This is a genomic window from Virgibacillus sp. (genome assembly GCF_013393565.1).
Taxonomy (GTDB): Bacteria; Bacillota; Bacilli; order Bacillales; family Amphibacillaceae; genus Virgibacillus; species Virgibacillus dokdonensis.
Map to the genome: position 1 here is coordinate 1 of NZ_JABXHF010000026.1, position 25,450 is coordinate 25,450.

Annotated in this window: 26 protein-coding genes; 16 read left to right on the plus strand and 10 right to left on the minus strand. The window is 36.0% G+C overall.

Annotation, left to right across the window (positions count from 1 at the left end):
* Positions 1-136: 136 nt before the first annotated feature.
* Complete coding sequence (locus HLX49_RS07340) at positions 137-481, plus strand: helix-turn-helix domain-containing protein (protein WP_296361100.1); 345 nt, start codon at positions 137-139, stop codon at positions 479-481.
* A 328-nt stretch (positions 482-809) separates the two neighbouring features.
* Here HLX49_RS07340 and HLX49_RS07345 read toward each other — a convergent pair whose 3' ends face one another.
* The 5 genes from HLX49_RS07345 to HLX49_RS07365 form a co-directional block, all read right to left on the minus strand.
* Positions 810-977 carry a sigma factor-like helix-turn-helix DNA-binding protein gene (locus HLX49_RS07345; RefSeq protein ID WP_296361118.1) on the minus strand — a complete coding sequence of 56 codons (168 nt, stop codon included), beginning with the start codon at positions 975-977 and terminating at the stop codon, positions 810-812.
* A gap of 12 nt (positions 978-989) precedes the next feature.
* The gene (locus HLX49_RS07350) at positions 990-1,373 is read right to left on the minus strand and encodes a sigma-70 family RNA polymerase sigma factor (RefSeq protein WP_296361101.1); all 384 of its coding nucleotides are present in this window, start codon (positions 1,371-1,373) and stop codon (positions 990-992) included.
* 537 nt (positions 1,374-1,910) lie between these two features.
* Positions 1,911-2,315 carry a hypothetical protein gene (locus tag HLX49_RS07355; protein ID WP_141130672.1) on the minus strand — a complete coding sequence of 135 codons (405 nt, stop codon included), beginning with the start codon at positions 2,313-2,315 and terminating at the stop codon, positions 1,911-1,913.
* A 111-nt stretch (positions 2,316-2,426) separates the two neighbouring features.
* Complete coding sequence (locus tag HLX49_RS07360) at positions 2,427-3,209, minus strand: hypothetical protein (protein WP_077702400.1); 783 nt, start codon at positions 3,207-3,209, stop codon at positions 2,427-2,429.
* A gap of 52 nt (positions 3,210-3,261) precedes the next feature.
* A complete protein-coding gene (locus tag HLX49_RS07365) occupies positions 3,262-3,687 on the minus strand; it encodes a hypothetical protein (protein WP_077702399.1) in 426 nt (141 codons plus the stop codon).
* A gap of 397 nt (positions 3,688-4,084) precedes the next feature.
* On the opposite strand from HLX49_RS07365, the gene HLX49_RS07370 reads away from it, so the two are divergent.
* The 9 genes from HLX49_RS07370 to HLX49_RS07410 all read left to right on the plus strand — a co-directional run bounded on the left by HLX49_RS07370 (position 4,085) and on the right by HLX49_RS07410 (position 12,507).
* Complete coding sequence (locus HLX49_RS07370; protein ID WP_296361102.1) at positions 4,085-5,686, plus strand: fatty acyl-CoA synthetase; 1,602 nt, start codon at positions 4,085-4,087, stop codon at positions 5,684-5,686.
* 493 nt (positions 5,687-6,179) lie between these two features.
* Positions 6,180-7,658 carry a BglG family transcription antiterminator gene (locus HLX49_RS07375; RefSeq protein ID WP_296361103.1) on the plus strand — a complete coding sequence of 493 codons (1,479 nt, stop codon included), beginning with the start codon at positions 6,180-6,182 and terminating at the stop codon, positions 7,656-7,658.
* Between the two features lie 5 nt (positions 7,659-7,663).
* Positions 7,664-8,095: a PTS sugar transporter subunit IIA gene (locus HLX49_RS07380; RefSeq protein ID WP_296361104.1), complete on the plus strand. Its 432-nt coding sequence runs from the start codon at positions 7,664-7,666 to the stop codon at positions 8,093-8,095.
* A gap of 22 nt (positions 8,096-8,117) precedes the next feature.
* The gene (locus tag HLX49_RS07385) at positions 8,118-8,576 is read left to right on the plus strand and encodes a PTS sugar transporter subunit IIA (protein WP_296361105.1); all 459 of its coding nucleotides are present in this window, start codon (positions 8,118-8,120) and stop codon (positions 8,574-8,576) included.
* Positions 8,577-8,602: 26 nt separating this feature from the next.
* Complete coding sequence (locus HLX49_RS07390; protein ID WP_296361106.1) at positions 8,603-9,940, plus strand: PTS galactitol transporter subunit IIC; 1,338 nt, start codon at positions 8,603-8,605, stop codon at positions 9,938-9,940.
* Positions 9,941-10,011: 71 nt separating this feature from the next.
* A complete protein-coding gene (locus tag HLX49_RS07395; protein WP_077702395.1) occupies positions 10,012-10,299 on the plus strand; it encodes a PTS sugar transporter subunit IIB in 288 nt (95 codons plus the stop codon).
* 43 nt (positions 10,300-10,342) lie between these two features.
* A complete protein-coding gene (locus tag HLX49_RS07400) occupies positions 10,343-11,017 on the plus strand; it encodes a triose-phosphate isomerase (RefSeq protein WP_296361107.1) in 675 nt (224 codons plus the stop codon).
* A 16-nt stretch (positions 11,018-11,033) separates the two neighbouring features.
* Positions 11,034-11,567, plus strand: a complete 534-nt coding sequence (locus tag HLX49_RS07405) for a YjbQ family protein (RefSeq protein WP_296361108.1) — start codon at positions 11,034-11,036, stop codon at positions 11,565-11,567.
* Between the two features lie 88 nt (positions 11,568-11,655).
* A complete protein-coding gene (locus tag HLX49_RS07410; RefSeq protein WP_296361109.1) occupies positions 11,656-12,507 on the plus strand; it encodes a class II fructose-bisphosphate aldolase in 852 nt (283 codons plus the stop codon).
* Positions 12,508-12,711: 204 nt separating this feature from the next.
* Here HLX49_RS07410 and HLX49_RS07415 read toward each other — a convergent pair whose 3' ends face one another.
* Together HLX49_RS07415 and HLX49_RS07420 are read right to left on the minus strand one after the other, a co-directional pair.
* A complete protein-coding gene (locus HLX49_RS07415; RefSeq protein WP_367112730.1) occupies positions 12,712-13,191 on the minus strand; it encodes a nucleoside deaminase in 480 nt (159 codons plus the stop codon).
* A 90-nt stretch (positions 13,192-13,281) separates the two neighbouring features.
* Positions 13,282-13,737, minus strand: coding sequence for a GNAT family N-acetyltransferase (locus HLX49_RS07420; protein WP_296361110.1), 456 nt, complete (start codon positions 13,735-13,737; stop codon positions 13,282-13,284).
* Positions 13,738-14,099: 362 nt separating this feature from the next.
* Between HLX49_RS07420 and HLX49_RS07425 the strand changes: the two genes are divergently transcribed.
* The gene (locus HLX49_RS07425; protein ID WP_077706811.1) at positions 14,100-14,321 is read left to right on the plus strand and encodes an ankyrin repeat domain-containing protein; all 222 of its coding nucleotides are present in this window, start codon (positions 14,100-14,102) and stop codon (positions 14,319-14,321) included.
* On the opposite strand, the gene ftsW is transcribed toward HLX49_RS07425, so the two are convergent.
* The 3 genes from ftsW to HLX49_RS07440 all read right to left on the minus strand — a co-directional run bounded on the left by ftsW (position 14,318) and on the right by HLX49_RS07440 (position 17,472).
* Positions 14,318-15,478 carry a putative lipid II flippase FtsW gene (gene ftsW / locus HLX49_RS07430; RefSeq protein ID WP_077702389.1) on the minus strand — a complete coding sequence of 387 codons (1,161 nt, stop codon included), beginning with the start codon at positions 15,476-15,478 and terminating at the stop codon, positions 14,318-14,320. The genes HLX49_RS07425 and ftsW overlap by 4 nt on opposite strands.
* Positions 15,479-15,653: 175 nt before the next feature.
* Positions 15,654-16,814 carry a rod shape-determining protein RodA gene (rodA, locus tag HLX49_RS07435; protein ID WP_296361111.1) on the minus strand — a complete coding sequence of 387 codons (1,161 nt, stop codon included), beginning with the start codon at positions 16,812-16,814 and terminating at the stop codon, positions 15,654-15,656.
* A 19-nt stretch (positions 16,815-16,833) separates the two neighbouring features.
* On the minus strand, positions 16,834-17,472 hold the full coding sequence (locus tag HLX49_RS07440) for a DUF1232 domain-containing protein (protein WP_077702387.1): 639 nt from the start codon (positions 17,470-17,472) through the stop codon (positions 16,834-16,836).
* 98 nt (positions 17,473-17,570) lie between these two features.
* On the opposite strand from HLX49_RS07440, the gene HLX49_RS07445 reads away from it, so the two are divergent.
* From HLX49_RS07445 to HLX49_RS07465, 5 genes are all read left to right on the plus strand, one after another.
* A complete protein-coding gene (locus tag HLX49_RS07445; RefSeq protein WP_077702386.1) occupies positions 17,571-18,317 on the plus strand; it encodes a phosphatase PAP2 family protein in 747 nt (248 codons plus the stop codon).
* A gap of 1,131 nt (positions 18,318-19,448) precedes the next feature.
* Entirely contained in the window at positions 19,449-20,915 is a 1,467-nt protein-coding gene (locus HLX49_RS07450) for a PTS fructose transporter subunit IIC (protein WP_077702385.1), read from the plus strand.
* Between the two features lie 3 nt (positions 20,916-20,918).
* Positions 20,919-21,383, plus strand: coding sequence for a PTS sugar transporter subunit IIA (locus HLX49_RS07455; RefSeq protein ID WP_077702384.1), 465 nt, complete (start codon positions 20,919-20,921; stop codon positions 21,381-21,383).
* A 20-nt stretch (positions 21,384-21,403) separates the two neighbouring features.
* On the plus strand, positions 21,404-24,052 hold the full coding sequence (locus tag HLX49_RS07460; RefSeq protein ID WP_296361112.1) for a glycoside hydrolase family 38 N-terminal domain-containing protein: 2,649 nt from the start codon (positions 21,404-21,406) through the stop codon (positions 24,050-24,052).
* A 490-nt stretch (positions 24,053-24,542) separates the two neighbouring features.
* Complete coding sequence (locus tag HLX49_RS07465) at positions 24,543-25,367, plus strand: MurR/RpiR family transcriptional regulator (protein WP_164085436.1); 825 nt, start codon at positions 24,543-24,545, stop codon at positions 25,365-25,367.
* The last annotated feature ends 83 nt before the right edge of the window (positions 25,368-25,450 follow it).

Genomic DNA, 25,450 nt, shown 5'->3' on the forward strand with positions numbered 1-25,450 from the left:
AACCGATGATGACTTATCGTAAGGCGATTTCGTGAAGTCGCCTAGTTGCTGGGCGCTGGAGCCGGACGTGGCTAAATAACTTAGTTAGTTTATCCACAGCTGCAAAATTTTATAATTTCCTAGACCACAAGAAAAATTGGCTAAAGAGTTACATGTTTCTCTCCAAGCCGTCTATAAATGGGAAACGAATAAAAGCTACCCTGACATCCAGAATTTAATACGTATTAGTGATCTGTTTAACATAACGATTGATGAGTTGATTCGTGGAGATGAACAAATGCAAAAAACGATTAGCATTGACGATGATGAATTATTTGACCAATTCTCTGACCCTGGTTTTTATATAGGAATGATTCTAATACTAGTAGGCGTTTTAATTTTCGATGATCCTTTAACAAATACATTCTTGTTTACTGGTCTTATTACCATAATATTTTTTACTGATACCATACAATCGTTGAAAAAGCTATTTAAAAGTTAGATAATAAGGACGTTTAGCTACTTAAAAAAACAGAGCTTATCGCCAATTTTTATGGTAGGAGAGTAGTTTTCTTATACGATAAAGCTTAAAATTTCTATAGTGTAACAAATATGAGCGCATATGCAACGGCGCTTTTTTTATATTCTTTTCACATACAAAATTTATTTAGTGAAATACGCCTACTATTCATTCATGTGTCTCTCATCCTGTAGTGAATACGGTAAAGATTGAGACTGACTCCCACGTCTAAAGATACAAGCCCTCCACCTTATGATATAAGGGTGGGATTCTAGCATAACGAAACTTTTCTAACAAGTCATCTGAGGCTTCATATACCCTCTCCGCAAGAATACAGCTTTTGTAACTTCTTCCTCGCTTCTTTCCCCCAGCTTTTTACTGCATCTACAGATACGCCCTCTCTTTCAGCGATGGCCTTTGTCGTCATATCTTCTATAATGAAAAGTTTCAACCATGTCCATTGATTCTTACTTAAAATCGCCTTTGCAACTTATAGAAGTTCCTCGGCTTCCAAATTAGGGCTCTCTGCATATTTTATCGGATAGGCATTTCCACCAGATTTGTAATAATTACCGGTCTTTTCCTTTACCCCTTGAAATTGCTTATACGCATCCACTTTTTCCTTTTCCTTTGCTTCCTTTCTTACGACGTCAATTAACCGATTACGAATCGTATAATTAAAATACGTAGCAAGAGGACCTTTATCTGGCTGATATTTTTCATACGCATTCCACATCGCCACCAATCCCTCTTGGTAAAATTCACGATGCGGATCACGGATGTTTAATTTATGCAAATGGTAATATATCCTACGCTCGTTTTGTTCTACAATTTCTTCAAATGTCATTGACACAGCTTTTTTCTGCTTCTCCATGAAATCCCCCCTCAAAACATTACTTATGACGTATATAAGGTACTGTAAGACGATTACTTCAAGAATTAGATGCGAGTTGGACAAGTCTAAGTCAAAGATAACAAAACCTAATTTGCCAGTTCATTCACCTAACAATTAGTAGAAGATGAGAGAATCACCCACACAGATTGAAGGTTCACTTTATACTTATATTCGAATCCAGTCTGATAAAAGTAGTATTGGTTCTAATTTTTTCAACTTGGTACAATAATAGAGCAAATGTTCTCATTTGTAAAGGGGGCCTCGGTTTTTATACTTCTCTGGCACTCTTTCAGTATGGTTTTACTGCTTTTACGAATTGAAATATAATTTTGCAGTGTCCGTAACTTTCATGATTTCATCGAAAAACATAGCTTAGCGCCAAATCTTTATAGCGAAAGCTGTAGCTTTTCTTATAATTTCTTATACTATAAACCTTTAAACTCTTATATTTTTCTATCGTACAAAAAAACTACCTCCACATTTATAGCGGAAGTAGTTTTCGTAGGATAAAAATTTTCACTTACCGAACTCCTCGTGTTCGTCATGTAAGACAGAGACATCCTCCATCTTCCCTTTTGCTTCTTTTACAATTGCTTCGAACTCTTTCTTTATTGCTGCCTGATCTTTCTCTGTTTGTTTCCTATTCAGTGATTTTATTAGTTCATCAGCATAACGCTCTAGCTCCTCCGTTCGGGCTGTGATCTCTTGATCTGCTGTGTGATTTAGTTCTTGTTCTGCTTCCTGCTTTTTCACTCGTAACGCTTTTCGCAAACGTTCTGTTTGTTCCTTCTCTTCTTCTAAAATAGCCTCATCCACTTTTTGTATCGCATCATCTGTTTTCTGCTGCAACCAATCCGTTACCATACCACCTATATCTTCATCAGCAAAAACAGGATAGAAACTTCCAGCTGCTATTAACATACATAGCAAAAAAACAATGATTATTTTCTTAAGATTGTAGCACCTTCTTCGCCTGTAGGTTTCTTTTCTGTTGCCCAAAAGCTATTTCTCCTTCCTACGCAGAAGTTCCTACTATTCATTGATACCGGAAACAACATCATCAAGCGCTTCTTTTGCTTCATCTTCTAATATTTGCGCAGTTTGGGTTATAATCATCTGTTGCTCTTCCATTAAATTTGCAAGCAATGCCGTTACTACCTGCCTTACATCTTCTACTGCCCAATCAATTTGATTTTTTAAGTTACGTGTCGTTATTTCTTCCTGATTACGAAGTTCTGCCTCTATTTGGTCTTGAGCATTTTGAATCGCCGTTTCCAAATCTGTTACCGCTTCCTGTTTGGCAGCAGTCAAATCACTCGTTATTTGATTTCTCGCCTCTTGCCCTAATTCACCAGTATAATTCGTTAAGTCTTCGGAAGCATAATTTAACCCTTCGTCACTTAAACGTTGAATTTCTCCATAGCCATCCAAAAACACATTATAAAATTCCAAACCCATTTGATCTAAAATTTCCCTAGATTCACCATCAAGAGACTCAAGATGCTCTATTTTCGCTGCAACAATTTCTTCTAATGATTCGCTTGTTAGCCTTTCTCTCATTAAATCAATATCCAGCGACGCATCGTTTTTTAACTGTTCATATTCCGCCTCTAACTCTGGCAGTTTACTTTCCCCATATGTCGTAACGTCATCTTCTATGGTAGCAACAGAATCCCCAAACATACCTTCATACCATTCACGTAAATGATCCCCTGCCCCTGAACCGGCTAATACAACACCTGATCCCGTCAAAATACCTACTCCTACCATTCCAGCAACCACTTTCCCTTTCATTGTTTTTAATCCCCACTTCATAAGCACTTACTCCCCTTTGTTCTATTATTTGAAAGGACTAATAAGTAAAGTCCTATTCATCTACCCATGATAAAATTTCTGCTTTTACCCCTTCATTCAGTTGCTCGTGAATGTCTGCTTTCTTTTCATTAGAATAATGCTGAAATTTATCTACTATGCGAAACGTTTCCTTCGCCTTTACGAAGCGCTCCGAATAACTATTCTGATAGTCTTCTATTTTCGATTTTCCTTTTCTACGAGCTTGCTCTCCTGTCTGTTTTAATTTCTTTTTCTGTTCTATCCGTTGCAGTTCTTGATGCTCTAATGCATCTTTTTCTATTTGATTCATATACGTGTTCATCCAGTTGGAAACCGATTCTATCTTGTGGACTTGCTGTAGGCTCCAACTTTGTTTATCTGCTGCAATCCTATTCACTTGCAAGCTTGTACCAATGACTACTAGTAACAAACTAACGCTCAAAAACAACCGTTTTTTCAATTTAAATCACCCTTCGTAGTACGACTTTTAACTATGACATAATCCTCATTTCTCCCATTGGGACTATCATAGCAGAGTGATTCTATTTTAAAATCAGAATATTATATCATTTTTAATATAGGTTAATAGTTTTGCAATCATACACGAATCTACAAGAAATTTAGGATTGTAGGCAGTTTTTCATACATTAATCAGAATTTTCATCATAATTCATGATAAATTCTCTTATTATTTGTCTATTATCTATCAAACTTTTAGCCTACTTCACAATAAATAATGACTCGTTGCAAAGAGCAAGATCGATTTAAACTCTCCTCCACCAAGCTTGCTTTTAATAATTATCTGAATTAAAATAATTAAAAGAATATTGTTCACAAAATTATAAAGGAGTGTGTCCATGAACGTAGAAGCAAATCGTGATTTCATTAAAGTGTTGCAACGCGCCAGAAGAAATACATTAGGAGATATACTCTCCCGAACAAGCGAACGGAAGCCTAACCAAATTGCAATCGATTACAAAAATAATGAAGTAACGTATAAGGACTTGGATCATTGCGTAAATCAAACTACACATGCTTTCTTAGCAGACGGAATGAAAAAAGGAGATCGGATTTCTGTTATGTCCAAAAACAGCTTAGAGTTTGTCATTGTAAACTTTGCTCTAGCTCGAATAGGGGCTGTCATGATTCCAATCAATTATATGTTGCATATAGAAGACATCACCTATATTGTGGATCATGCTGCAGTTACAGGGCTCATCGTTGCTGAAGAGTATATACATTTACTGGATGAAGCAGTATTAAATATGGATATTTTATATTGGTATGTCATGGAGGCAAATAGCAAAGCGACCAATGAGAAATGGAAACGATTAGATGTTGTGAGACAAGATCAACCTACATCTCTCGTTGATGTTGATGTGGAAGAAGATGATCTATGTCATGTTTTATATACGAGTGGCACAGAATCACGACCCAAAGGCGTTATGCTCACTCACAAAAGCATTATCAGTGAATATGTAAGTTGTATTGTAGATGGCGACATGCAGCCAGAAGATATTATAATTCATGCGCTGCCGCTATATCACAGCGCTCAACTTCATGTGTTTTTAGGCCCTAGCATTTATGTTGGTGCTAGTGGAATCATTCTTGATGGGGCTAATCCAGAAACGATGCTAAAAACAGTCGAAGAGAAAAAAGTTACGCAACTTTTCTGTCCGCCAACCATATGGATTGCTTTATTGCGTCACCCCGATTTTGCAAAGAGAGATTTATCCAGTTTACAGAAATGCTATTATGGCGCAGCAATTATGCCTAGAGAAATACTTAAAGAGTTAACAGAACGCCTACCCAATGCAGGTTTTTGGAACTTTTACGGGCAAACAGAAGTTGCTCCACTTGCTACCGTTCTAAAACCGGAGGATCAGCTACGAAAGCTCGGCTCTGCAGGAATCCCATCGTTAAATGTACAAACAAAAATTGTGGATGAAAATGATGTTGAGCTAGCTCGTGGAAAAGTAGGTGAAATCGTACATCGCACTCCACATGCCATGAAAGGTTACCTTCATGATCCAGACAAAACAGCAGAAGCGTTTCGCAATGGTTGGTTCCATAGCGGAGATTTAGGTGTGATGGATGAGGACGGCTATATAACCGTTGTTGATCGTAAAAAGGATATGATTAATACTGGAGGAGTAAACGTATCTAGTCGTGAAGTAGAGGAAATCATTTATCAGTTAGCAGGCGTGTCGGAGGTTGCTGTCATTAGTATACCAGACCCTTATTGGATTGAAGCTGTTACAGCTATTATTGTCCCCAAACAAGACACACCATTAATAGAGGAAGAAGTGAAAGCATTTTGTAAAGATAGACTATCCAAATTCAAAGTTCCTAAATATATTATTTTTTCAAATACGCTCCCGAAAAATCCTAGCGGTAAAGTACTCAAGCGAGCTTTACGTGAGCAATATGAGGATAGGGGGAATGTGAATCCTTCATGATGGAGGGGGTTCTTTTATCGCCACTCCTTGTTTTTTAGGTGCTGTTATTTATCACTTAGCCTTTGTTCAGATCTCATCCTATAACGACTGAACGTCGACTGTTTCTTAGTTATAGGGCATACAATGGTATACATTGCCCTAATAACCCGCTTCTTATTTTTTCACTTTCCATATATAAATCTATTAAAGTTTCTCCGTGGTACCTTCTCTATTACGAACAGTTTATTTTCTAATTCCTTTTATATTCTATTTGTCTATGTATTATCCTTCTTGCTAACGTTACTCCCTCTCTAGAAATTTAAAAATACTTTTCCTAAAAGGTAAAATTAACTAAAAGCTTTTCGTAATTGGACTGTAGATATAGGTAAATATTATATGCAAAATTGGCGTTGGAACTAAGCTAAATGTCCGTTACAATGGACACTTAAAAGAAAAAATGGCGCACTTCTATGTGATAGAATAAACATAAAGAAGGGAGGGTAGATCATTTAAGATGCATTTCAATGAGAGAGAACAAAGTATTATTGATATATTACTGCAATATAAGTTCTATGTTCCTGCTTCAAAAATTGCTAAGCAATTAGACGTTTCTAAAAAGACCGTTTATCGAACGATAAATAAACTAAATGAAAATCCTGCTTCTAAACCATTAATTGAATCCAAGCTTGGCGAAGGGTTTAGACTTAACTATGAGGAATATATAAGGAAAAAATCAGCTAAGGAAAGTTTTCTGAAGAATTATACTCCTGTAGAGCGAAGGAATCAAATTCTCATAGATTTACTGTTCAAAGCACCAAATCCAATTAGAACAACAGATTTTTATGATAAATATTTCGTCAGTGAAACCGTTATATATACGGATATAACAGTACTCAATAAGAGGTTAAAAAAACACAACTTAAACATTGACAGAAATGGAAAATATATTTCTATAATCGGAAATGAAGTAGATATTAGGAAAGTATTAATTAACACGATTAATATTTTTAATTTAGATAATCTATTATCTAAAGAAGAGCTTAATCATAATGACACGGAATTTATTATTGATAATATGAATAGATTGGAAAGTCAACTAAATATCACCATTCCTTATCCATATAATATCAATATCTTTTCTCATCTATACATATTAATCAATAGATTTAGAAGTGGGAAAGTAGATGTGAGCAAAGTAGTTGATAAACTTAAACAGCCATACACCAATTTGATTCAAGAAAACAAGGACATTTTTCAGCAAGCCAAAAATATTATTAATCACTTTTCCAATTACTTAAATAAAAACTTACCAGATACGGAAGTGTGGTACCTGTTCCAATATTTATTATCATCACGATTAGTAAACAATAGCAAAAAAGAAGTTGAACAGGTTAAACACGGCCTAGAGAAAGAAATAACCGAATTTTATATAAAAGAAAGCGGTAAAGCGTTATGCAAGAACTTTAATAAAGAAATGGTATGGGAAGAATTAATCAATCACATAAGGCCAATGATTAATCGCATAAACAATAATATTCATATAAAGAACAACTTATTAGAAGAAATTAAGGTAGAGTACGAAGAACTATTTCATATCATTACAATGATATCACAAAATGCAGAACAAACATTTAATTTGGGGAAAATTACCGAACATGAGAACGGCTATTTGACGATATACTTTGCAAAATATCTGGAGCAAATGTTTGATACAAAGAGGATAATAATTATTTGCACTAGCGGCATCGGCACTTCTGAATTACTCAAAGTAAAGGTCAAAAAAGCATTTCCAAATATAGAAATAGTGGATGTTCTTTCAACTACAGATTTTATGAATCAATTTCATAAATATAATGCTATTGATTTCGTTCTTACCACCGTAATTTTGGAATCGTTCACAAAAGAAGTGCCTATATTATTAGTAAGCCCTGTTTTTGGTGATAGAGATAAAGAGATAGTAAATACGTTCATAAAAAAAGAAAGGCAAACGTGATTTACATGCTTACATTAAACAAGGATTTAATCATTTTTTGTGAAAACATGAACAATAAGGAACGTATACTAACAAAAATAACTTCATTATTGTATAGAAAGAATTATATCAATAATAAAAAAGATTTTGTTAAAAAAGTTATTGAAAGAGAAAAGGCAGGTTCAACATATATAGGAAATAATGTAGCAATCCCACACGGGGAATCAAAAAGTGTGAAGACAAATTGCTTGGTTATCTTAAAAAGTAGACTACCAATCAATTGGGATGGATATGTCGTACATGTTATAGCATTATTTTCCATTCATCCAAACATAAATCAAATAGAAAAAGAAAATTATAAAAGATATATACAAGCAATTGGAGATGAAAACTTCGTAAACAAGTTAAAAAATACTAACGATAAGGAGAAGATCGTTATGCTATTTGAGAACGATTAACTTTAGGAAAGAAGGATTTTTAATGATGTTTTTTAATAAAGAGATAATTAAGTTTAATTTTGAAGGACATTCCAAAGAACAAGTTCTAAGCCATTTGTCAGAAAAATTTATTGAAAACGATCTCGTTACGCAAGACTTTTATGAATCCATTATCTCTAGAGAATTAAGCTTTCCAACAGGTTTATGGATAAATGATACGGGGATTGCAATACCTCATACTGATTCTGAAAAAGTAAAACAAGCACAAATCGGATTTATGTCTTTAAAACAACCTGTAACATTCAAAGAAATGGCAAACAAAGATAATGAAATAGAAGTATCACTCATTTTTATGCTAGCGTTAAAACAATCTGATCAGCAATTGTCTATGCTACAAAAGCTTGTTAACCTTTTCCAAAATGAAAGTTTGGTAAAACAATTAAAAGAATGCACATCACTTATTGAATTTAAAAGCATAATGAAAAACGCCGGCATTGAATAAGGCAATTTAAAAAAGGAGGATTTCCCATGCAAGTCTTTCAAGAGGTCATGCAGTGGTTTGTTGATTTAGGAGCCAGTGTCATGCTCCCAATTATTTTCTTCGTTTTTGGCTTGATTTTAGGAATAAAGCCAGGCAAGGCTTTTAAATCTGCTTTAACCATTGGAATTGGCTTTATAGGATTGAACTTAGTAATTGGTCTTTTAACCAATAATTTAGGTCCAGCTGCTGAAGCAATGGTTGATAATTACAATCTATCTTTGCAAACAATTGATGTAGGATGGCCCGCAGCATCGGCAATTGCATACGGCACCCTTTTGGGTAGTATGGCAATCATTGTAGGGATCTTAGTAAATGTTATTTTACTTGTATTTGGATTAACAAGAACATTAAATGTAGATATTTGGAACTTTTGGCACATCGCATTTTCCGGATCCATCGTGTATGCAGCAACAGCAAGCTTTGCTTTAGGTGTTTTTACGATGATTACACATTCCATGCTTCTCTACTTCTTGGCAGATAAAAGCGCAAAGTATGTTGAAGAATACTATCAGCTACCAAATATGTCATTCCCACATGGGGCTTCTACACCAGGTTTTCTTTTAGCTCTACCATTAAACTGGGTTTTTGATCGAATACCTGGTTTAAATAAGATAAATATTAGCGCTGAATCCGTACAGAAAAGATTTGGAGTTTTCGGAGATACAACAGTTTTAGGATTTATCATTGGAGTAATTATCGGATTATTAGCTAGTTATGATATGAATAACACTTTAAACCTAGGTGTTGCAACAGGTGCTGTGATGTTGTTAATGCCAAGAATGGTTTCCTTATTAATGGAAGGGCTTACCCCTATCTCTGAAGCCGCAAGTAGTTGGGTTCAGAAAAGGTTTCCTGGTAAGGAATTATTTATCGGAATGGATAGTGCATTAGCTGTGGGACAATCATCTGTTTTATCTGCTTCTCTATTACTAGTGCCAATCGCACTTCTACTAGCAGTTATTTTACCAGGAAATACGGTACTACCTTTAGGAGATTTAGCTACCGTTCCTTTTATGATTTGTTTAATGGCTGCTGTATTTCGAGGAGACATACTTCGTACCGTAATAGGAGGAGCAATATACATCGCCACAGCACTTTATGTTGCATCTTGGGCAGCTCCTTTAATAACCAAGTCTGCAATAGCATCCAATTTCGACTTAGGAGGAAATTCCTCTATTAGCGTATTAAGTGATGGTGGTGCATGGACAACTATTTTATTTGGTGGTCTAGCAGAAAACTTAGCTTGGTTAGGAATAGGCTTCGTTTTTATTGTTGTATTATGCGCATTGATTTACCAAGGTAAGATGCAAGCCAGAAAGAAATAAAAAATATCAGCTATTGCAAACGTGTAGTTATGTAATTAGAAAAAATATCTTAAACTACTGGGGGAATTGAAATGAAAAAGAAACTACTAATTATATGTGGAACTGGTGTCGCTACATCAACTGTTGTTACAGGGAAAATAAAAGAATGGCTTCAGGATAACCAATTAGATAATCAAGTAACTTTATTCCAAAGTAAAATCTCAGACGAAGTAAATAACCTAGATAATTATGATGTAGTAATAAGCACAACCATTGTCCCTGATAATCTAAAAGAGAAGGTAATTAATGGAGTACCTTTATTGACTGGTGTAAGGAAAGAGGAAGTGTTTCTTCAATTAAAAGAAAAACTAACCAAATAACCTGTTTACATCAATTATTGAAAAGTAGAAAGGAATTGTTTACATGTTTACCTCCCATATTAAAAAACCCGTTTTTATTGTAAATCCTAAATCCTATCTTTACGGAAGTGATTTGTTAAAACTGGCAAGAATTACAGATAGATTAGCAGAAAAATATGCTATCGACGTTTTATTTACAGGTCAATTAATAGATTTGCAAAAGGTAATCGAAGAAACCAAACATGTAATCGTTACCGCTCAACACATGGACCATTTAGTTTCAGGAAGAGGCATGGGGCATGTTCTACCTGATGCTTTAAAAGATAAGGGAGTAAAAGCGGTTGTCTTAAATCATGCAGAGAATCCACTCACGCTATCCGAATTGGATAAAACGATTCGAAGAGCTAACGAATTAGGCATGATAACAATTGCTTGTGCTGACACAGTAAAACAATGTAAAGCAGTTGCAGAATTAGAACCTCATATGATTATTTGTGAACCAACGGAATTAATTGGAAGTGGGGCAACGAGTGAATCATCTTATAGAAAAGAAACTACAACTGCAATTAAAGAGATCAATTCAGAGATATTGGTTTTACAGGCAGCAGGTGTAAGTACGAGAGAAGACGTAAGACAGGTTCTGCAAGAAGGAGCAGACGGCACTGGTGGAACAAGCGGCATTATTAATGCACCCAACTGGGAAACTAAATTAGAAGAAATGATAAGTTGCTTAATTTGAAACGGAGGAACAAAAAATGATTATTTATAACCAAACGTTAACCATTACTTCAGCAGGAAATCGGGTATCCTATCATGATATTACGGAAAAAATCAGAGAAATTGTTGAACAAAGTACAGTGAAAGATGGTTTATGTGTAGTGGCTTCACCACATACAACTTGTTCTGTTTTCTTTGAAGAATATTCGCATGATAAAAACTACGCAGGTGATGAATACCTTCAAGTTGATTTAAATAATGTTTTAGAAAAAGTGGTACCTAGATGCCTATCTGAGGGACAGTATTACCACCCTGGACCTGAACATACAAAATTCGGAGTAGAACTCCCAAAAGAAAAAATGCATACAGAAGGAACAGATTTAGTACCAGATAAAAGATCCCTATTAAATACGGAGGCACATATTAAAGGAACCTTCATCGGCTCCAGTGAGACCTTTATCATCGAAAACAAGGAACTGCAAATTGGTAAAGTAGGTTACATTTATTTTGTAGACTGGGACCAAAATCGAGTGAGAAATAGGCAATGTAAGGTTCAAATTATTGGTCAATGAAATTGCTACACAATTGAACCGGATTTGAGCAACCTGCCTAGTAATAAAGCTGTATTCATTCACCCCATATTAAAGGAGATTAGATTTCATGTTAGTTACGTTAAAAGAAGTCATGGAGGTAGCAGAAAAAAGAAACTGTGGTATTGCCGCAATAAACACACCAACATTTGAAAGTTTAGTTGCTGCAATAAGCGCAGCAGAGAAAAATACTACTCCTATTATCATACAGCATGCCCAAAGCCATGAGTACATTAATCAGATAGAAACAATTGGACCTGCTATGATCACACTGGCCAAACATGTAAGCATACCAATTTGTGCGCATATTGATCATGGTGAATCTATAGATTATTTAGAAAAAGGCTTGCAGCTCGGCTTTTCATCCATCATGTATGATGGCTCAAGATTACCTTATGAAGAAAACGTACAAAAAACGAGAGAGGCAGTGAGGTTAGCAAATGAATTTGGAGCAAGTGTAGAAGGTGAATTAGGAATTATGATAGGCAATGAAATTGGCGAACACACACAAGAAGTTAACGAAGAAGATAATTATACAGACCCACAGTTAGCATATAAATTTGTGAAAGAAACAAACATAGACGCACTTGCAGCTTCATTTGGCACAGTTCATGGATTCTATAGACATAAACCAAATTTAGATTATAAAAGAATCAAAGAAATTGCAACATTAACTAACTTACCGTTAGTAATGCATGGTGGATCTGGTCTAAGTTCAAAAGAATATAAACTATCTATTAAAAATGGCGTAAAAAAGATTAATTATTATACTTATGGAGCTAAAGTAGGCGCGGATGCAACTAAAAATTGTATCAATAATAATGATGCCGTTTTATTTTCCGAGATATCACGCTATGCTCAAGATGCTATGGAAAAAGACTTTCAACAAATAATAGATGTTTTTAAAAGTATAACAGAATGAGATTAAGATAAGAAATATTTGCAACTTACAGTTTTTATAGGTTGCAAATATTTCTTTGGTAACACCATTCTTGTAGATAAAGAGAACCTTCAATTAGTGGCTATACATAGTACGAAATATATGTTCACACACACGCAAAATGTATGTATATGAAAAGCATCACACAATCTATGCTTTAAATGGCAGCACTCTAATAGAACGATGTTATCTGTTCCCCTCTTCCCAAAGCTTCATTGGATCCTTTTGCCCTTCACGTAGTGGCATTTGAGCGGTAGGTAATGATCGTTCTGTCTTCGATTTTCGCAAGTCTTCATATATTCTTTTTGACGTTGTTAAACCTATTTCAGCCGCATCTTCAACTGATGCACCGTAATACACCTGGTCAATGGATGCAAAATACATTGCTGTTAAACACATGGGACAAGGCTCACCACTTGCATACATGGTGTAACCGGACAAGTCATTCGTTTGTAATTTTTGCTGCACTTGTCGAATCGCTACGAGTTCCGCATGAGCACTAATATCATAGGTGTGGTGAAGCTCATTTACCCCCTCAGCAACCACTTCCCCATCTTTGACCAATACCGCACCAAACGGCTGTCCACCATGCTTCACATTTGACACTGCTAACTCTACCGCACGTTCCATAAACACATCCATTTCCTGCACCTCCATTGTCATCATGAAATGTTTTTACAAGCTATCTTCTTAATAATGTAAAAAGATAGTTAAACAGATACAGCGCCATCATCCAAGCTTTATACCTATGTTACTTCATGCAAGATCCATAGATAGACGCACCATATCAACACACGAAATGCCATTTTCAGAAATAGGTTCAGAGTAATGACGTACAAAAAAATCTCTGTCTACACCAGTTATTCGAAAGCCACATTTTTGATACATGGCTAACTGATCTATACTAGAATTGCCTGTACCAATTTCCAATGTTTTATATCGCTTTTCTTTCGCTTTTTGAATAGCATCCCCAACAAGCTTCTTTCCATATCCTTTTCCCTGCTCAGATTCCGCTACAGATATGTTCACCAACTCAACGGTACTTGGTCTAGTTGGAAGTAAAACATATACACCGATTCTTTTTTCATGAACTTCTGCAATATAGCAATCCCCCCTAAGAAGATATGCTTTTACCAAGTCTAATTGCGGATCTGCTTCTAATAATAAATCTAATGGTGGTGCTTCATTCACTCGTAATGGTCTAACCTTCATCTTCCTATTCTCCTTTAACTTTTTTTGGAATTACTCATCTTTGAACTCACTATAACACAAGTGAAAGTAGAAAAACATTTCATTTTCTGACAATTGATTTCATGGTAAACTTTTAGCAGGGTTAAATAGAAAACAAGATCCTTTTCAATTTCCCTTATACTTCCCTACCACATACGTTCTATGACATACAGAGCGCCATCAACATGAGATAAACTTGATGTATTAGGAGGTCGGTTGAACGTCATGCCATTACGGTTTTTTTAGTAATACTATCGGTTATCTTGCTTGCCATGGCTGGATGCGAGAACAATCATGCATCAAATGTAGATAACAAACAAATGAATAGTAAGGAGGAGAGCGCTTTGAATCAAGAACTAATTCAAGCTGCGGAACGAGGGGAAAAAGCAAAAGTAAAGAAATTGCTTGATGAAGGCGCAAGTATAAATGCAACCGACGATCAAGGAACAACAGCTGTACTTGCTGCCACATATAGCAATGAAGTAGAAACAGTCAGATTGCTCATTGAGAAAGGTGCAGACATAAACAAGCAGGACAATCGGTTGGATAATGTACTACTTGTCTAAAATTGGTATTCCGGCAGCTGATTTTTACTGACTTTCGGCTTGAAATTAGCCTGGGCAGAAATCTGCAGCAATATTCCAAAGGAGGTCATCGTAACGATTGTGGAAGAGCCCCCATAGCTAATTAAAGGAAGAGGGATACCTGTAATTGGAAGCAGCCCGGATACTGCACCTAAATTGAAAATGACCTGAAGCATGATTTGAAAGGTTATTCCCATAGCTAGTAATTTAGGAAACATATTATCGCAAGCTTTAGCAATTGCTACTCCTCTAAACATAATAAAAATATAGGCACCAATAACAAAGAGAAGACCCATTAAACCGAGCTCCTCTACTACAATTGCCATTATAAAGTCTGTATGCGCTTCAGGGAGAAACCCGAGCTTTTGAATACTTCTCCCTAATCCATTCCCTGTGATTCCGCCTGTACCAATGGCAATATAACTATTGACTAATTGATAACCATCCCCGACAGGATCTCTAAAGGGGTCGATGAATGAAGTCAGCCTCTCCAAACGATAAGGAGAGGAAAGGGCAAAGTAAATAACGCTAAGTATTCCAACACTTACAAGCATCAATAGATGTCTCCATGCCACCCCAGACGAGAGCACAATAATGCCACAAGCAAACAATATTAATGCAGCAGATCCCAGATCAGGCTGCCGTAAGATGAGTAAAAAAACAATCGCCAAAACGAGTAAGGGTGGAAGAACTCCACGATTAAATTGATTAATAATATCTTGTTTCTTCGAGTAAAAGAATGCGAAATAAATCAGCATCAATAATTTGATTAATTCCGTTGGCTGAAACAATAAAGGGCCTAATTGGATCCATCGCTGCGAGTTGTTCCTTTCCACACCAATACCCGGAAGTAATACCAAAACTAATAAAATAATCGTTGTTAAAACAAAGAACGGACTGAATTTACTATACAGCTGATACGGAATAAAGATAGTAATCAATAAAAGGATGATACTTAAAAGCAACCATTGAAGCTGTTTTATAAAAAAATGATTGGTTGTATCATAATTTAAGTAAGATAACGTACTACTGCTGCTATAAATCATCATTAAACCAAAGCCAGCAAGCAAAAGAATGATAACCAATAATGGAAAATCAACATTTTTTAATTTCTTTTGTATCAGGAGCAAGATATCCATAGAAATACCATCCTTTCAGGTAACAACATGTGCAGGTTGAAAAAGAGCACGAAATCAGAATTAGTCAGCTAAAAGAGCCTAGACTTGAAATAATAATCGCTTCTCCCGCCTTGTGCATCAGGCAAATATTGAGCAAAAATAGTATGTATATGCACAGGGGGACTATGAGCCTTTTCTAAGTAACTTTATTGTCGCTAAACATAAATTGCTTAGAATGCTTTTGCACACTGAATACTAGTCCTAAAGCAACGAAATTAGTTAGAAGTGCACTGCCACCATAGCTAATAAACGGCAACGCCAATCCAGTAATCGGCATTAAACCAATCGTCATTCCAATATTTTGAAAGACTTGTAAGCTAATCAAGCCAACAGTTCCTACACAAATATAAACACCGAATAGATTAGTAGTTTGTAAGGCAAACTGGATAATTCGATAGAGTAACAAAAAGTAAATTAATAATAATAAGACTGTTCCTATAAAACCAAACTCTTCACCGATTACCGCAAAAATAAAGTCTGTATGCGCTTCTGGAATTTTACCACTTTGTACTTGCACTCCTTGAGTAAACCCTCTTCCGGACATTTGTCCTGAGCCTATTCCTATCGTTGCTTGCTGTAATTGATAACCATAATCTGAAGCATATTGTTCAGGATCAAGCCAACCATATATTCGCGATAATTGATGTGGCTTTAGAACTTTTGTGAATAACTCGTGCTGAAAATAAAATAAATAAGCTAAACATCCTAGAGCCGTTGTAATACCAGAAATGATAAAGACGAGCATTTTTGAAGAGATACTAGAATTAAAAATTAAAGTAATCGTTATCCCTAGAATAACGAGGGCCGAACCCAAGTCTGGCTGAACTAATATAAGTAGAAATGGAATAAGAGAATAAAAAGTGACTTTTAAAACAATAGGAATACTACTCTTGAAAGTTAATGGAGACTTCCCCGCTCTTCTTAAAATAAATGCCAGGTAAATAATGAGGAATATTTTCATAAACTCAGAGGGTTGAATTTCGATTACTACAAGGTCGATCCAACGCTTGGAACCATTTTTTTCTGTTCCCCCAAAATGGACAAGTAGAAGAAGTACAACTCCCGTAATATATATAGGCAGTGCCCATTTTTCCAATAATTTATAATCAAACCTTGTTACAAGAAGCATTAATCCGACTCCAATAAGGTAACATATAAATTGCCTCGTAACGAAATAAAAGGGAGTCCCTTGAGCGTATTGGCCAGAACCACTAAATACTGCAAGCAGACTGTAAATAAACAAACAAAAGACTAAAAAGAGAATGAAGTAATCAATCTTATATGTATTTGATTCCATAATCTCATCCTTCATCATATTAGAACTTTTTGCTGTCCATATACTGTAAAACTGCCTGCACAATAACTGCATCATCCAAAAAGCCAATTGGAAGCAGGTAATCTGGTAATAAATCAGTTGTTATAATAAAATAAATTAGAGCTGCTCCCATTAAAGCAATCTCACGGACTGTACCTTTTTTAGCAGAAAAACGAAAAAACATGGTTCGTAATTGTGATATGCAGGGTCCCTTGCTGTCTGTTTTTTCAATTTTATTCTCAAATTCCTGCAAAATCTTATTTCTACCATCCGTTGTCTGACTGTAATCCTGATATTTGGCAATTTCTTGTTTCACTTTCTCAAATGTAAAATCCTCATCATAGTTGTTGGTTGTTTTTATTAATTTTTGTATTAAATCCACTGAATTTTGAATATCTGAGTCTTCCTTCTGTTTAGGTTCAGTTATATAACCTGCAGCATGCATAAATGTTGTTAATTCGATATCAAGACTTACAGAAAGCTTTTGTAAATGGATTAAGTTTGCCTCCCGCTTTCCATTTATAATTTTTGAAAGGGTAGCATGATCAATCCCTGAGATTTTACCTAACTTTCTTAAAGATAAAGATCTCTCATCTATTAAACGATTTAAGAAGTTGCGAAATGTCTCATGATCCTTCATTGTATTTATAACCTGCCTTGTTTAGAGTGAATTTATATAGTAATATACATAGTTGGTGACAAAATGTCAACAACTGGAGCGGAAAGTAGGATTACAAATTGAAGGTTAAAAAAGATTTTTCATGGTTATTTATTTTCGTTGGTATTATTTTTATGATTCTTTTTGGGATTGTTAGTTTAGGAGTCTTTCAAGAAAGCACGTCAATAGAAAATATTGATTTGGCAATAATTGAAGTGATCCAAACTAATGTCACCGATACAAAAACAGCCTTCCTCTCAATATTATCGGAGATTGGCAACATAAGACTGAGTATCGCATTAACAATAGCATTTGTTATTTTTCTTTTTATTAAGAGATGGTATTTGGCTGGCTTTTGGCTTGGTGGAACTGTTCTTTGCTTTGCGGCAATTGGCACAAAGCTGATTAAAAAGGTAATGGGCCGAGCACGACCGAACATTCTTCCATTGATTGAAAAAACAACAGAGAGCTTCCCAAGCGGCCATGCAACGTCGGCGACCATTTTTTATGGAATTCTTGGACTGGTGCTCATTCTTCTTACAAATAAATACTGGAAAAAAACGGCAGTCGGGTTGGCTGTACTCGTATTAATTGGTTTTATTTTAATGACGAGAATTTATCTTGGTGTACATTTTCCAACCGATGTAATTGGAGGCTTCTTATATGGGATGGCAACTGTCTTTATTTCCGTAGGCATTTATAAGCGCGTTCTGGAGCCGCTGCAACAAGTACTGCTTCGATTTAACATTCAGGATCGAAGCATAAGTAGGACAGAGGGGGGAAGTTCCTGTTTTTCCCAATCAGGCGGTGAGGGAAAGGAAGTTTGAGTTTATTTAGAAAGATGGAAGTATAGAGTCAATTCCTTTATTACTGAAGAATCGGAATTGGCATTCCAGTGAATCAGCCTCTTTCGTTTGCAGTAGTGAATTATTTACTGATTATTGACAATTTCCTTTTACTTAATTACCTAAAAGCTAATATCTAGACAATTGATTGATATATACTGTAATAAAATTGGGATTAACGCCAAGCCAACACTTGAACATACCACCTTAGAGTCATTAACACAAATGGTTCGTGAGCGATGATAATTTCCTTTAGTATAACAAACCACTATAGATTTAGACAGTATATTCTGAAAAGATAGAATAATTTTACCTAAATGATTTATACCTTTAAAATCATTGCAGAAAAAATATAAACGGTATGAATGAATCAAAATAAGACAAAAATCATGACTCTTTATCAAATTTTAATTCCGCCCCACTACGTAAAAACACTACGCTTTCCGCAGGCTAGTGCTCAGCCTCCTCAAAAAAAGCAGTTCACTTTTTTCCTACGTGGTGTGCTTTCCCGCCGGAGTATCCGTGTTTTTCCTCCGCTAGCTAACTCTAACTATAAAATTTTGACTCGTTGTCGTATCTTCCAGAAAAGGATTGATACACAGCTTAAATTTCGAAGTTATCTGATTTAACCAAAATATTTTATTCCTTAATTTATAAGCGTTAGTTAGTTAGCAAATTATTCCTATGAATAATTCCAGATTAAATTACTTCCAATTTGCTTCTTCCAAGTGGTATTCAATAAAAACTAAGGTGCAAAAAATAAAAGAAGTGCTATCCCCAAGAGGGATTCTTTCAAATCATTCAATGTAAGAATCCACTTCAATATAAACCCTAAAACTTTATACTTATCCATATTAAAAACTATAAAAGCTACTTACTTTGAAAGTATTTTCATGAAAACGCATAAAAAAGATACTTTATACAGAATTACTTGTAGATATATACATTACACAAAGACACACATATAATGAAACCATAGCTAATTAGCCAAGATTCATCCTACATGTTTCTTATTGTATCTAGATACATGAAAAACAATGAAAGGGAGCATGACTAAGTGTATTCCTTTCCCATCTTTATTTAATGAATACAACCACAGAAAGGTGAGCTACTATGTCTAAAAAGAAAATTGTTGGTGTTACAGCTTGTTCAGCCGGAATAGCCCATACGTATATGGCCGCCGAATCTTTAGAAAAGGCTGGCGTTGCTAAAGGTTACGACATCAAAGTGGAAACACAAGGTTCCATCGGTGTCGAAAACAAACTAACTGCTCAGGAAATTGAAGCAGCTGACGTAGTAATACTAGCTGTAGAAATTAATATCGATATGACACGTTTTGCAGGTAAGCGTGTATTAAGAGTACGAGCAGCAGAAGCAATTAAAAATCCTGAGGCTTTAATTGAAAAGGCTTTAAATGAGGCTCCTATTTACGGTGAAAAGGGAACAAAAGCGGGAGTAGCAAAGATGGGCAAAACAGAAGAAGGCGGTTTCTTCCAGCATATTATGGCAGGTATTTCCTACATGATCCCAATGGTTATTGCTTCCGGACTTATTTTAGCTATTGCCAATGTATACGCATTCCAAAAAGATGATGCAGGAAGAATTGTCAACTGGGGTTTTGATACTTCTACATTTATGGGCGATTTAATGTCCAACTTGTTCAGTGTTGGGCAAGTCGGTTTCCTATTAATGATCCCTTTGTTTGCTGGATTTGTTGCGAACTCTATCGCCGGAAAACCAGCAATTGCAGCAGCCATGATTGGAACCTATATTGCCAATGATGCAGAAATGCTTGGCGCTGAAGCTGGAGGAGGATTTTTAGCAGCTATTCTAGTTGCCTTTGCAGCTGGGTATCTTGTCAAAGGGCTTAAAAAAATTCCGTATCCAAAAATCATTCAGCCTATCGTACCAATCATGCTACTACCATTAGTAAGTACATTAATTATTTCTATTTTTGTCCTATACGTGATTGGAAATCCAATGGCCTCTATGATGGACTTCTTATATGAAGGGTTAACGACTTTAAATGAAAATTATGCGGCAGCACCAGTAATTGTAGGTATTATTATTGGCGCAATGGTCGGCTTTGACCTTGGTGGACCAATTAATAAAACAGCACTTGTTTTTGGTACAGCAGTCTTTACGGACACCGTTGCTAAATATGGCATTGAAGGTGCTAACTTTGTACCACAGACAGCAACTCAAGCAGCGATTTCTGTTGCTCCACTTGGAATATGGCTTGCCTCTATACTCTTTAAAAAGAAATTTTCACCAACCGAAAAAGTATCTGCACATAGTGCATTTGGTATGGGGATGGTTGGTGTAACAGAGGGTGCTATACCTTTTGCGGCACAAGACCCAATTCGAATGATCCCTGCCTTTGTTGCTGGTTCAGCAGTTGCTGGAGGACTTGCAGCGGGATTAGGCGCCAAATTTTACGGCGGTATCGGCTCTCCACTTGGTACATTTGTCGGATATATTGAACAGCCTATTCCTTTTGTTACATGGATTTTCAGTGTCATGACAGGGGTACTCGTTACAGCCGTTATTATTGGATTTACAAAGAAAAAGGTGGAATAAATCATGGTGACATCGATCTTAGATATACAACATATTACTTTTGATTCTTCCGTAACGACAAAAGATGAAGCTTTACAATTTATTGCTGACTTTGCAAAAGAAAAAGAGATTGTTAAATCGGCTAAAGCATATTATAAAGGGCTAAAAAAACGTGAGCAAGAGGTTACGACAGGTTTTAAGAGCTCCATTGCTATTCCTCACTGTAAGCATAAAACAGTGAAGAAACCTGCACTGATGTTAGTGAAATTTACGAACCCAATTGAGTGGGAATCGATGGATCATCAACCTGTTCATATGACGTTCGCCCTTGCTATTCCTGAAGGGAAAAATCAAGAGCATCTCACATTACTCAGTACAATTTCTCGGGCATTAATTGATGAAGCATTTACAAAATCGATTATGGAAGCTGCAACAGCTGAGGAATTGCATGCGATTATTCAAAATAAATTACTTGCTCAAAGTGACTAACAGATTAGGGTGTTGTTGAAATGAAAACGAAAATTCATGTGATCGCTCATACACATTGGGACTATGAGTGGTATTTTACAAGTAGCGAATCATTTATCCAGCTTTGTTACCATATAGATGAGGTAATCAAAGCGTTAGAAGATGGTGTCCTCGACTACTATATGCTGGACGGACAAATGAGTATAGTGGAAGATTACCTGGAGGTACACCCAGATAAACAACAAATATTACAATCACTCATCGCAGCTGGAAAATTAAAAGTTGGTCCTTGGTACACACAATCCGATCAAATGATTATTCGTGGTGAATCGCTCGTCCGCAATTTGCAGCTTGGTATTGAATCTGGAGATGCATTAGGCGGAGCAGATCGATTAGGGTATATCCCAGATGCGTTCGGACAATCCATTGATATGCCAAAGATTTTTTCACAATTTGCGATTGATAAAGCTGTCTTTTGGCGCGGATTGTCCTCTGACCAATTAAACACGAGAGAATTCTACTGGCAGTCAGAGGATGGATCTAATCTATTAACCTACAATATAAAAGATGGTTACTTTGTCGGTGTACAACTCATTGAAGTAGACTATGCAAAGCCTTTATTAGAGCAAATAAAACAGAATACCACTTCATCTCATATTGCTCTACCGGTGGGTGGGGATCAACGATATGTCGATTTTAATTTAAAAGAACGGATTGCTCACTATAACGAACAGCTTACAGATGATCACTTCATCGAAAGTAACTACGATCACCTCTTTGCAGGCATCGAGAAAGAAGCGAAGGATTTACCAACTGTCCAAGGAGAATTATTGAATGCGGAAGTTTCTAAAATTCATCGTTCTATTTACTCATCTCGCTATGATCACAAATATTTGAACGATAAAATAGAACGTCGGTTAATTTTTCAAATTGAGCCATTAATGAGCCTAGCAGACCAGCTAGGAATTCCATATAAACAAGCGCTTATAGATAAAATTTGGAAATTAACATTACGTAACCACGCTCATGATAGTGCTGGTGGCTGTAATAGCGATAAAACAAACCAAGCCATTTTACAACGCTTTATTGAAGCTGACCAACTTTCCTATTCTGTCGTCGATTACTTAACACGAAAAATCAGTGAATCAAGGAATAATGTAAAAAATAATCAAGTAACTATCTTTAACACGTTACCAATAATAAGAGAGCAAGTTATTACCATTGCTTTATCATTACCAGAGACGAGCTTTTCTATATATCATGGAGAACAAAAATTGGATTATGACATCCGAAATATAACGAAGCATTCCAATGCACCGATTCGTAAAACAATCGATCCTGCTCCTGCATCGTATTATTACGAAATCGAAATTGCCTTGCCTGTAAAATTACAACCGCTTGGCTATGAAGTGCTTGATATTGTATTGGAAGAAGATCGTATGGAAACAGTTCCTGCTTCCGAGAAGCAAGAGGTCACTCCAAATACAATTGAAAATGAATATTATCAAGTACAAGTTAAGAATGGCAGTGTTCACGTTCTCGACAAAGAAAGTAACACCTTATATCCTAATTTCTTACTTGTTGAAGATGCTGGTGATGACGGAGATAACTACGACTACTCGCAACCAGAAAATGACTGGAAATTACAATTTAAATTTGACACAGCTAGTGTTTCTAGCAATCCAGGAACTTGGAAAAGCACACTGAAGCTTAACGGAAATTTTGTTGTCCCTAAAAACCAGCACGAACGCGAACAAGGAACTGCTACGGCATTGATTCCTTACACCTGCACTATTGGGTTAGAAGCGCATAAGCAGGCTGTAGATATTCATTTGAAAATAAATAATCAAGCAATGGATCATCGCATGCGCTTACTAATAAATGGTGGAGTAAATACAGAGGAAAGTATTGCTGATACACCTTTCGGGACTATATCTCGTCCTGTAACTGACCCTAACTTCAAACATTGGCTGGAAAAGGGCTGGAAAGAAGAGCCAACAGGTATTTATCCGATGCTTAGCTTTGTTCAATTGCATGACCAACAAAAAAGCGTGACCGCCTTTACAAAAGGGATCAAAGAATACGAAATTATCGGTTCTAAAGAAAAAGATATAGCACTCACGCTATTTCGTGCAGTAGGCTATCTTGGTAAACCAGATTTGAAACGGCGACCAGGGGTGGCTTCTGGTAATCAGTTCAAATATATCGAAACACCTGATAGCCAATTGCTTAAATCATTAACATTTAAGGTCTCTGTTCGCATTGGGCGTACATGTAATCAAGCTTGCGCATTTGCAGATTACCAAAAATATGCCATGTCGATTCCTTACTATCAACAGCAAAGCTTAAACCAATTTACGAATACGCTAAAATACTTTGTGATGCAACCACTCCCTTTTCAAGTACCAGAAACCTATTCTTTGGTGGATGCGACAAATGTGAAACAAGTTGTATTTAGTTCATGTAAAAAAGCACGTCAAAGTAAAGGAATGATCTTACGCTTTTTCAATCCGACAAACCAAGCTATGGAAGATGGTGGCGAGCTAACCTGCAAAGAAAACGTCCGCTTTTGGCAGTTTACAACGATGGAAGAGAAACTGGATAAATCCAACCAAAGAAGTAGCCAAACCATTCATTTAGGAAGCTTTAAGCCAAAAGAAGTTAAAACAATATATATCGAATTTAAATAATCATATAGAACTATCTAGCTTGTGCGGACCTTTTTACCATCTATTCAGAGAGGGGGCTATTTCTTCCCCCTCTGAATATACAAACTAATGAACGTGCTCAACCGCTTTATTTTTTCTTAACAAAGGCTCGGGGCGCCCGTTTAGCAACGTAGCGAGTGGAGCGAATCAACTGAAGTTTTAGGAATTATGCTCCTGCAACAGGAGTATGCCGGCGTTGGGCGGCAAGCCCGTCTTTAGTCGGCCTTCCTATTTAGAACGAACCGATGATGACTTAGCTTAAGGCGATTCGTGAAGTCGCCTAGTTGCTGGGCGATGGAGCCGGACGTGGCTCATTCGGTTATTTGGTTATCCCATAGCATCAAATTTTTATACTTTCTTATCCCTTAAAAAAAGCGTGTAGACGAATTACTTTATAGACGCTAGGTCGTAAGAATATATTATAATGGAATCAACACATGATATTAAGGTCTAAATGAAGCGGGTGGTACGGTTGATTAACAGTGATCTATTTTTATTAATTGAAAGTTCTAGATTGAAGTTTACAGTAGTAGATGAACAAATTGCTGCTTATTTTTTAGAGGGAAATCCTCCTCTCAAACAGTCGGCAATTGCAAAAAAAATAAATGTATCTACTGCTTCTATTACAAGGTTTTGTCAAAAAATAGGCTTTGAAAACTATAAGGAATTTATCTATGCCTATCGAAATGCGTTAGAAGAGCATACTATTGATAAAAACAATGTGACACATAATCTTAAATTTCGTTATAAAGAATTGATTAATACGATTGATGAAAATCTAGATATACAAGATATTAAAACGGTATGCGATTATATTTACAATCATAAGATCATTCATGTGTACGGATTAGGATTAAGCGCAATTGCTGGAGCTGATTTCAAATTTCGATTTACTAGGATTGGTAAATTTATTGAAGTAGTGCAAGATCATAATTCCATCGAGATGGTCTCTTCCCTTTTAAATGAAGATAATTTAGTTATTTATTTGTCGTTACGAGCAGAAAACCAATATGTTCTTGACTCCCTACAACAGCTTAAACAACAAGGGACATCGATTGTTATCATCACTTCAAATCATTCAGAAGAAATAAAAGAACTGGCAAATGTTACTTTACTGACTTCAAGTTTACAAAACACAAATGAAGTTGGACAAATCTCTGTACAGATCCCGCTGCTCATTATTATTGATATGATTTATTCGCAGTACATTAGCATGTACAGAGAAAATATAAGCAAATGGATTCATACGGAACACGCTTATAGACAAGGTCATAACATGAAGAATAAGCGATTCTAAACATAAATGCTCAAGGCTTAAAGTTCGTCGCCACTAGATAAGCCTACTACTGTGTTTCAACAAGGGTTTTTGAAAAGAAACTT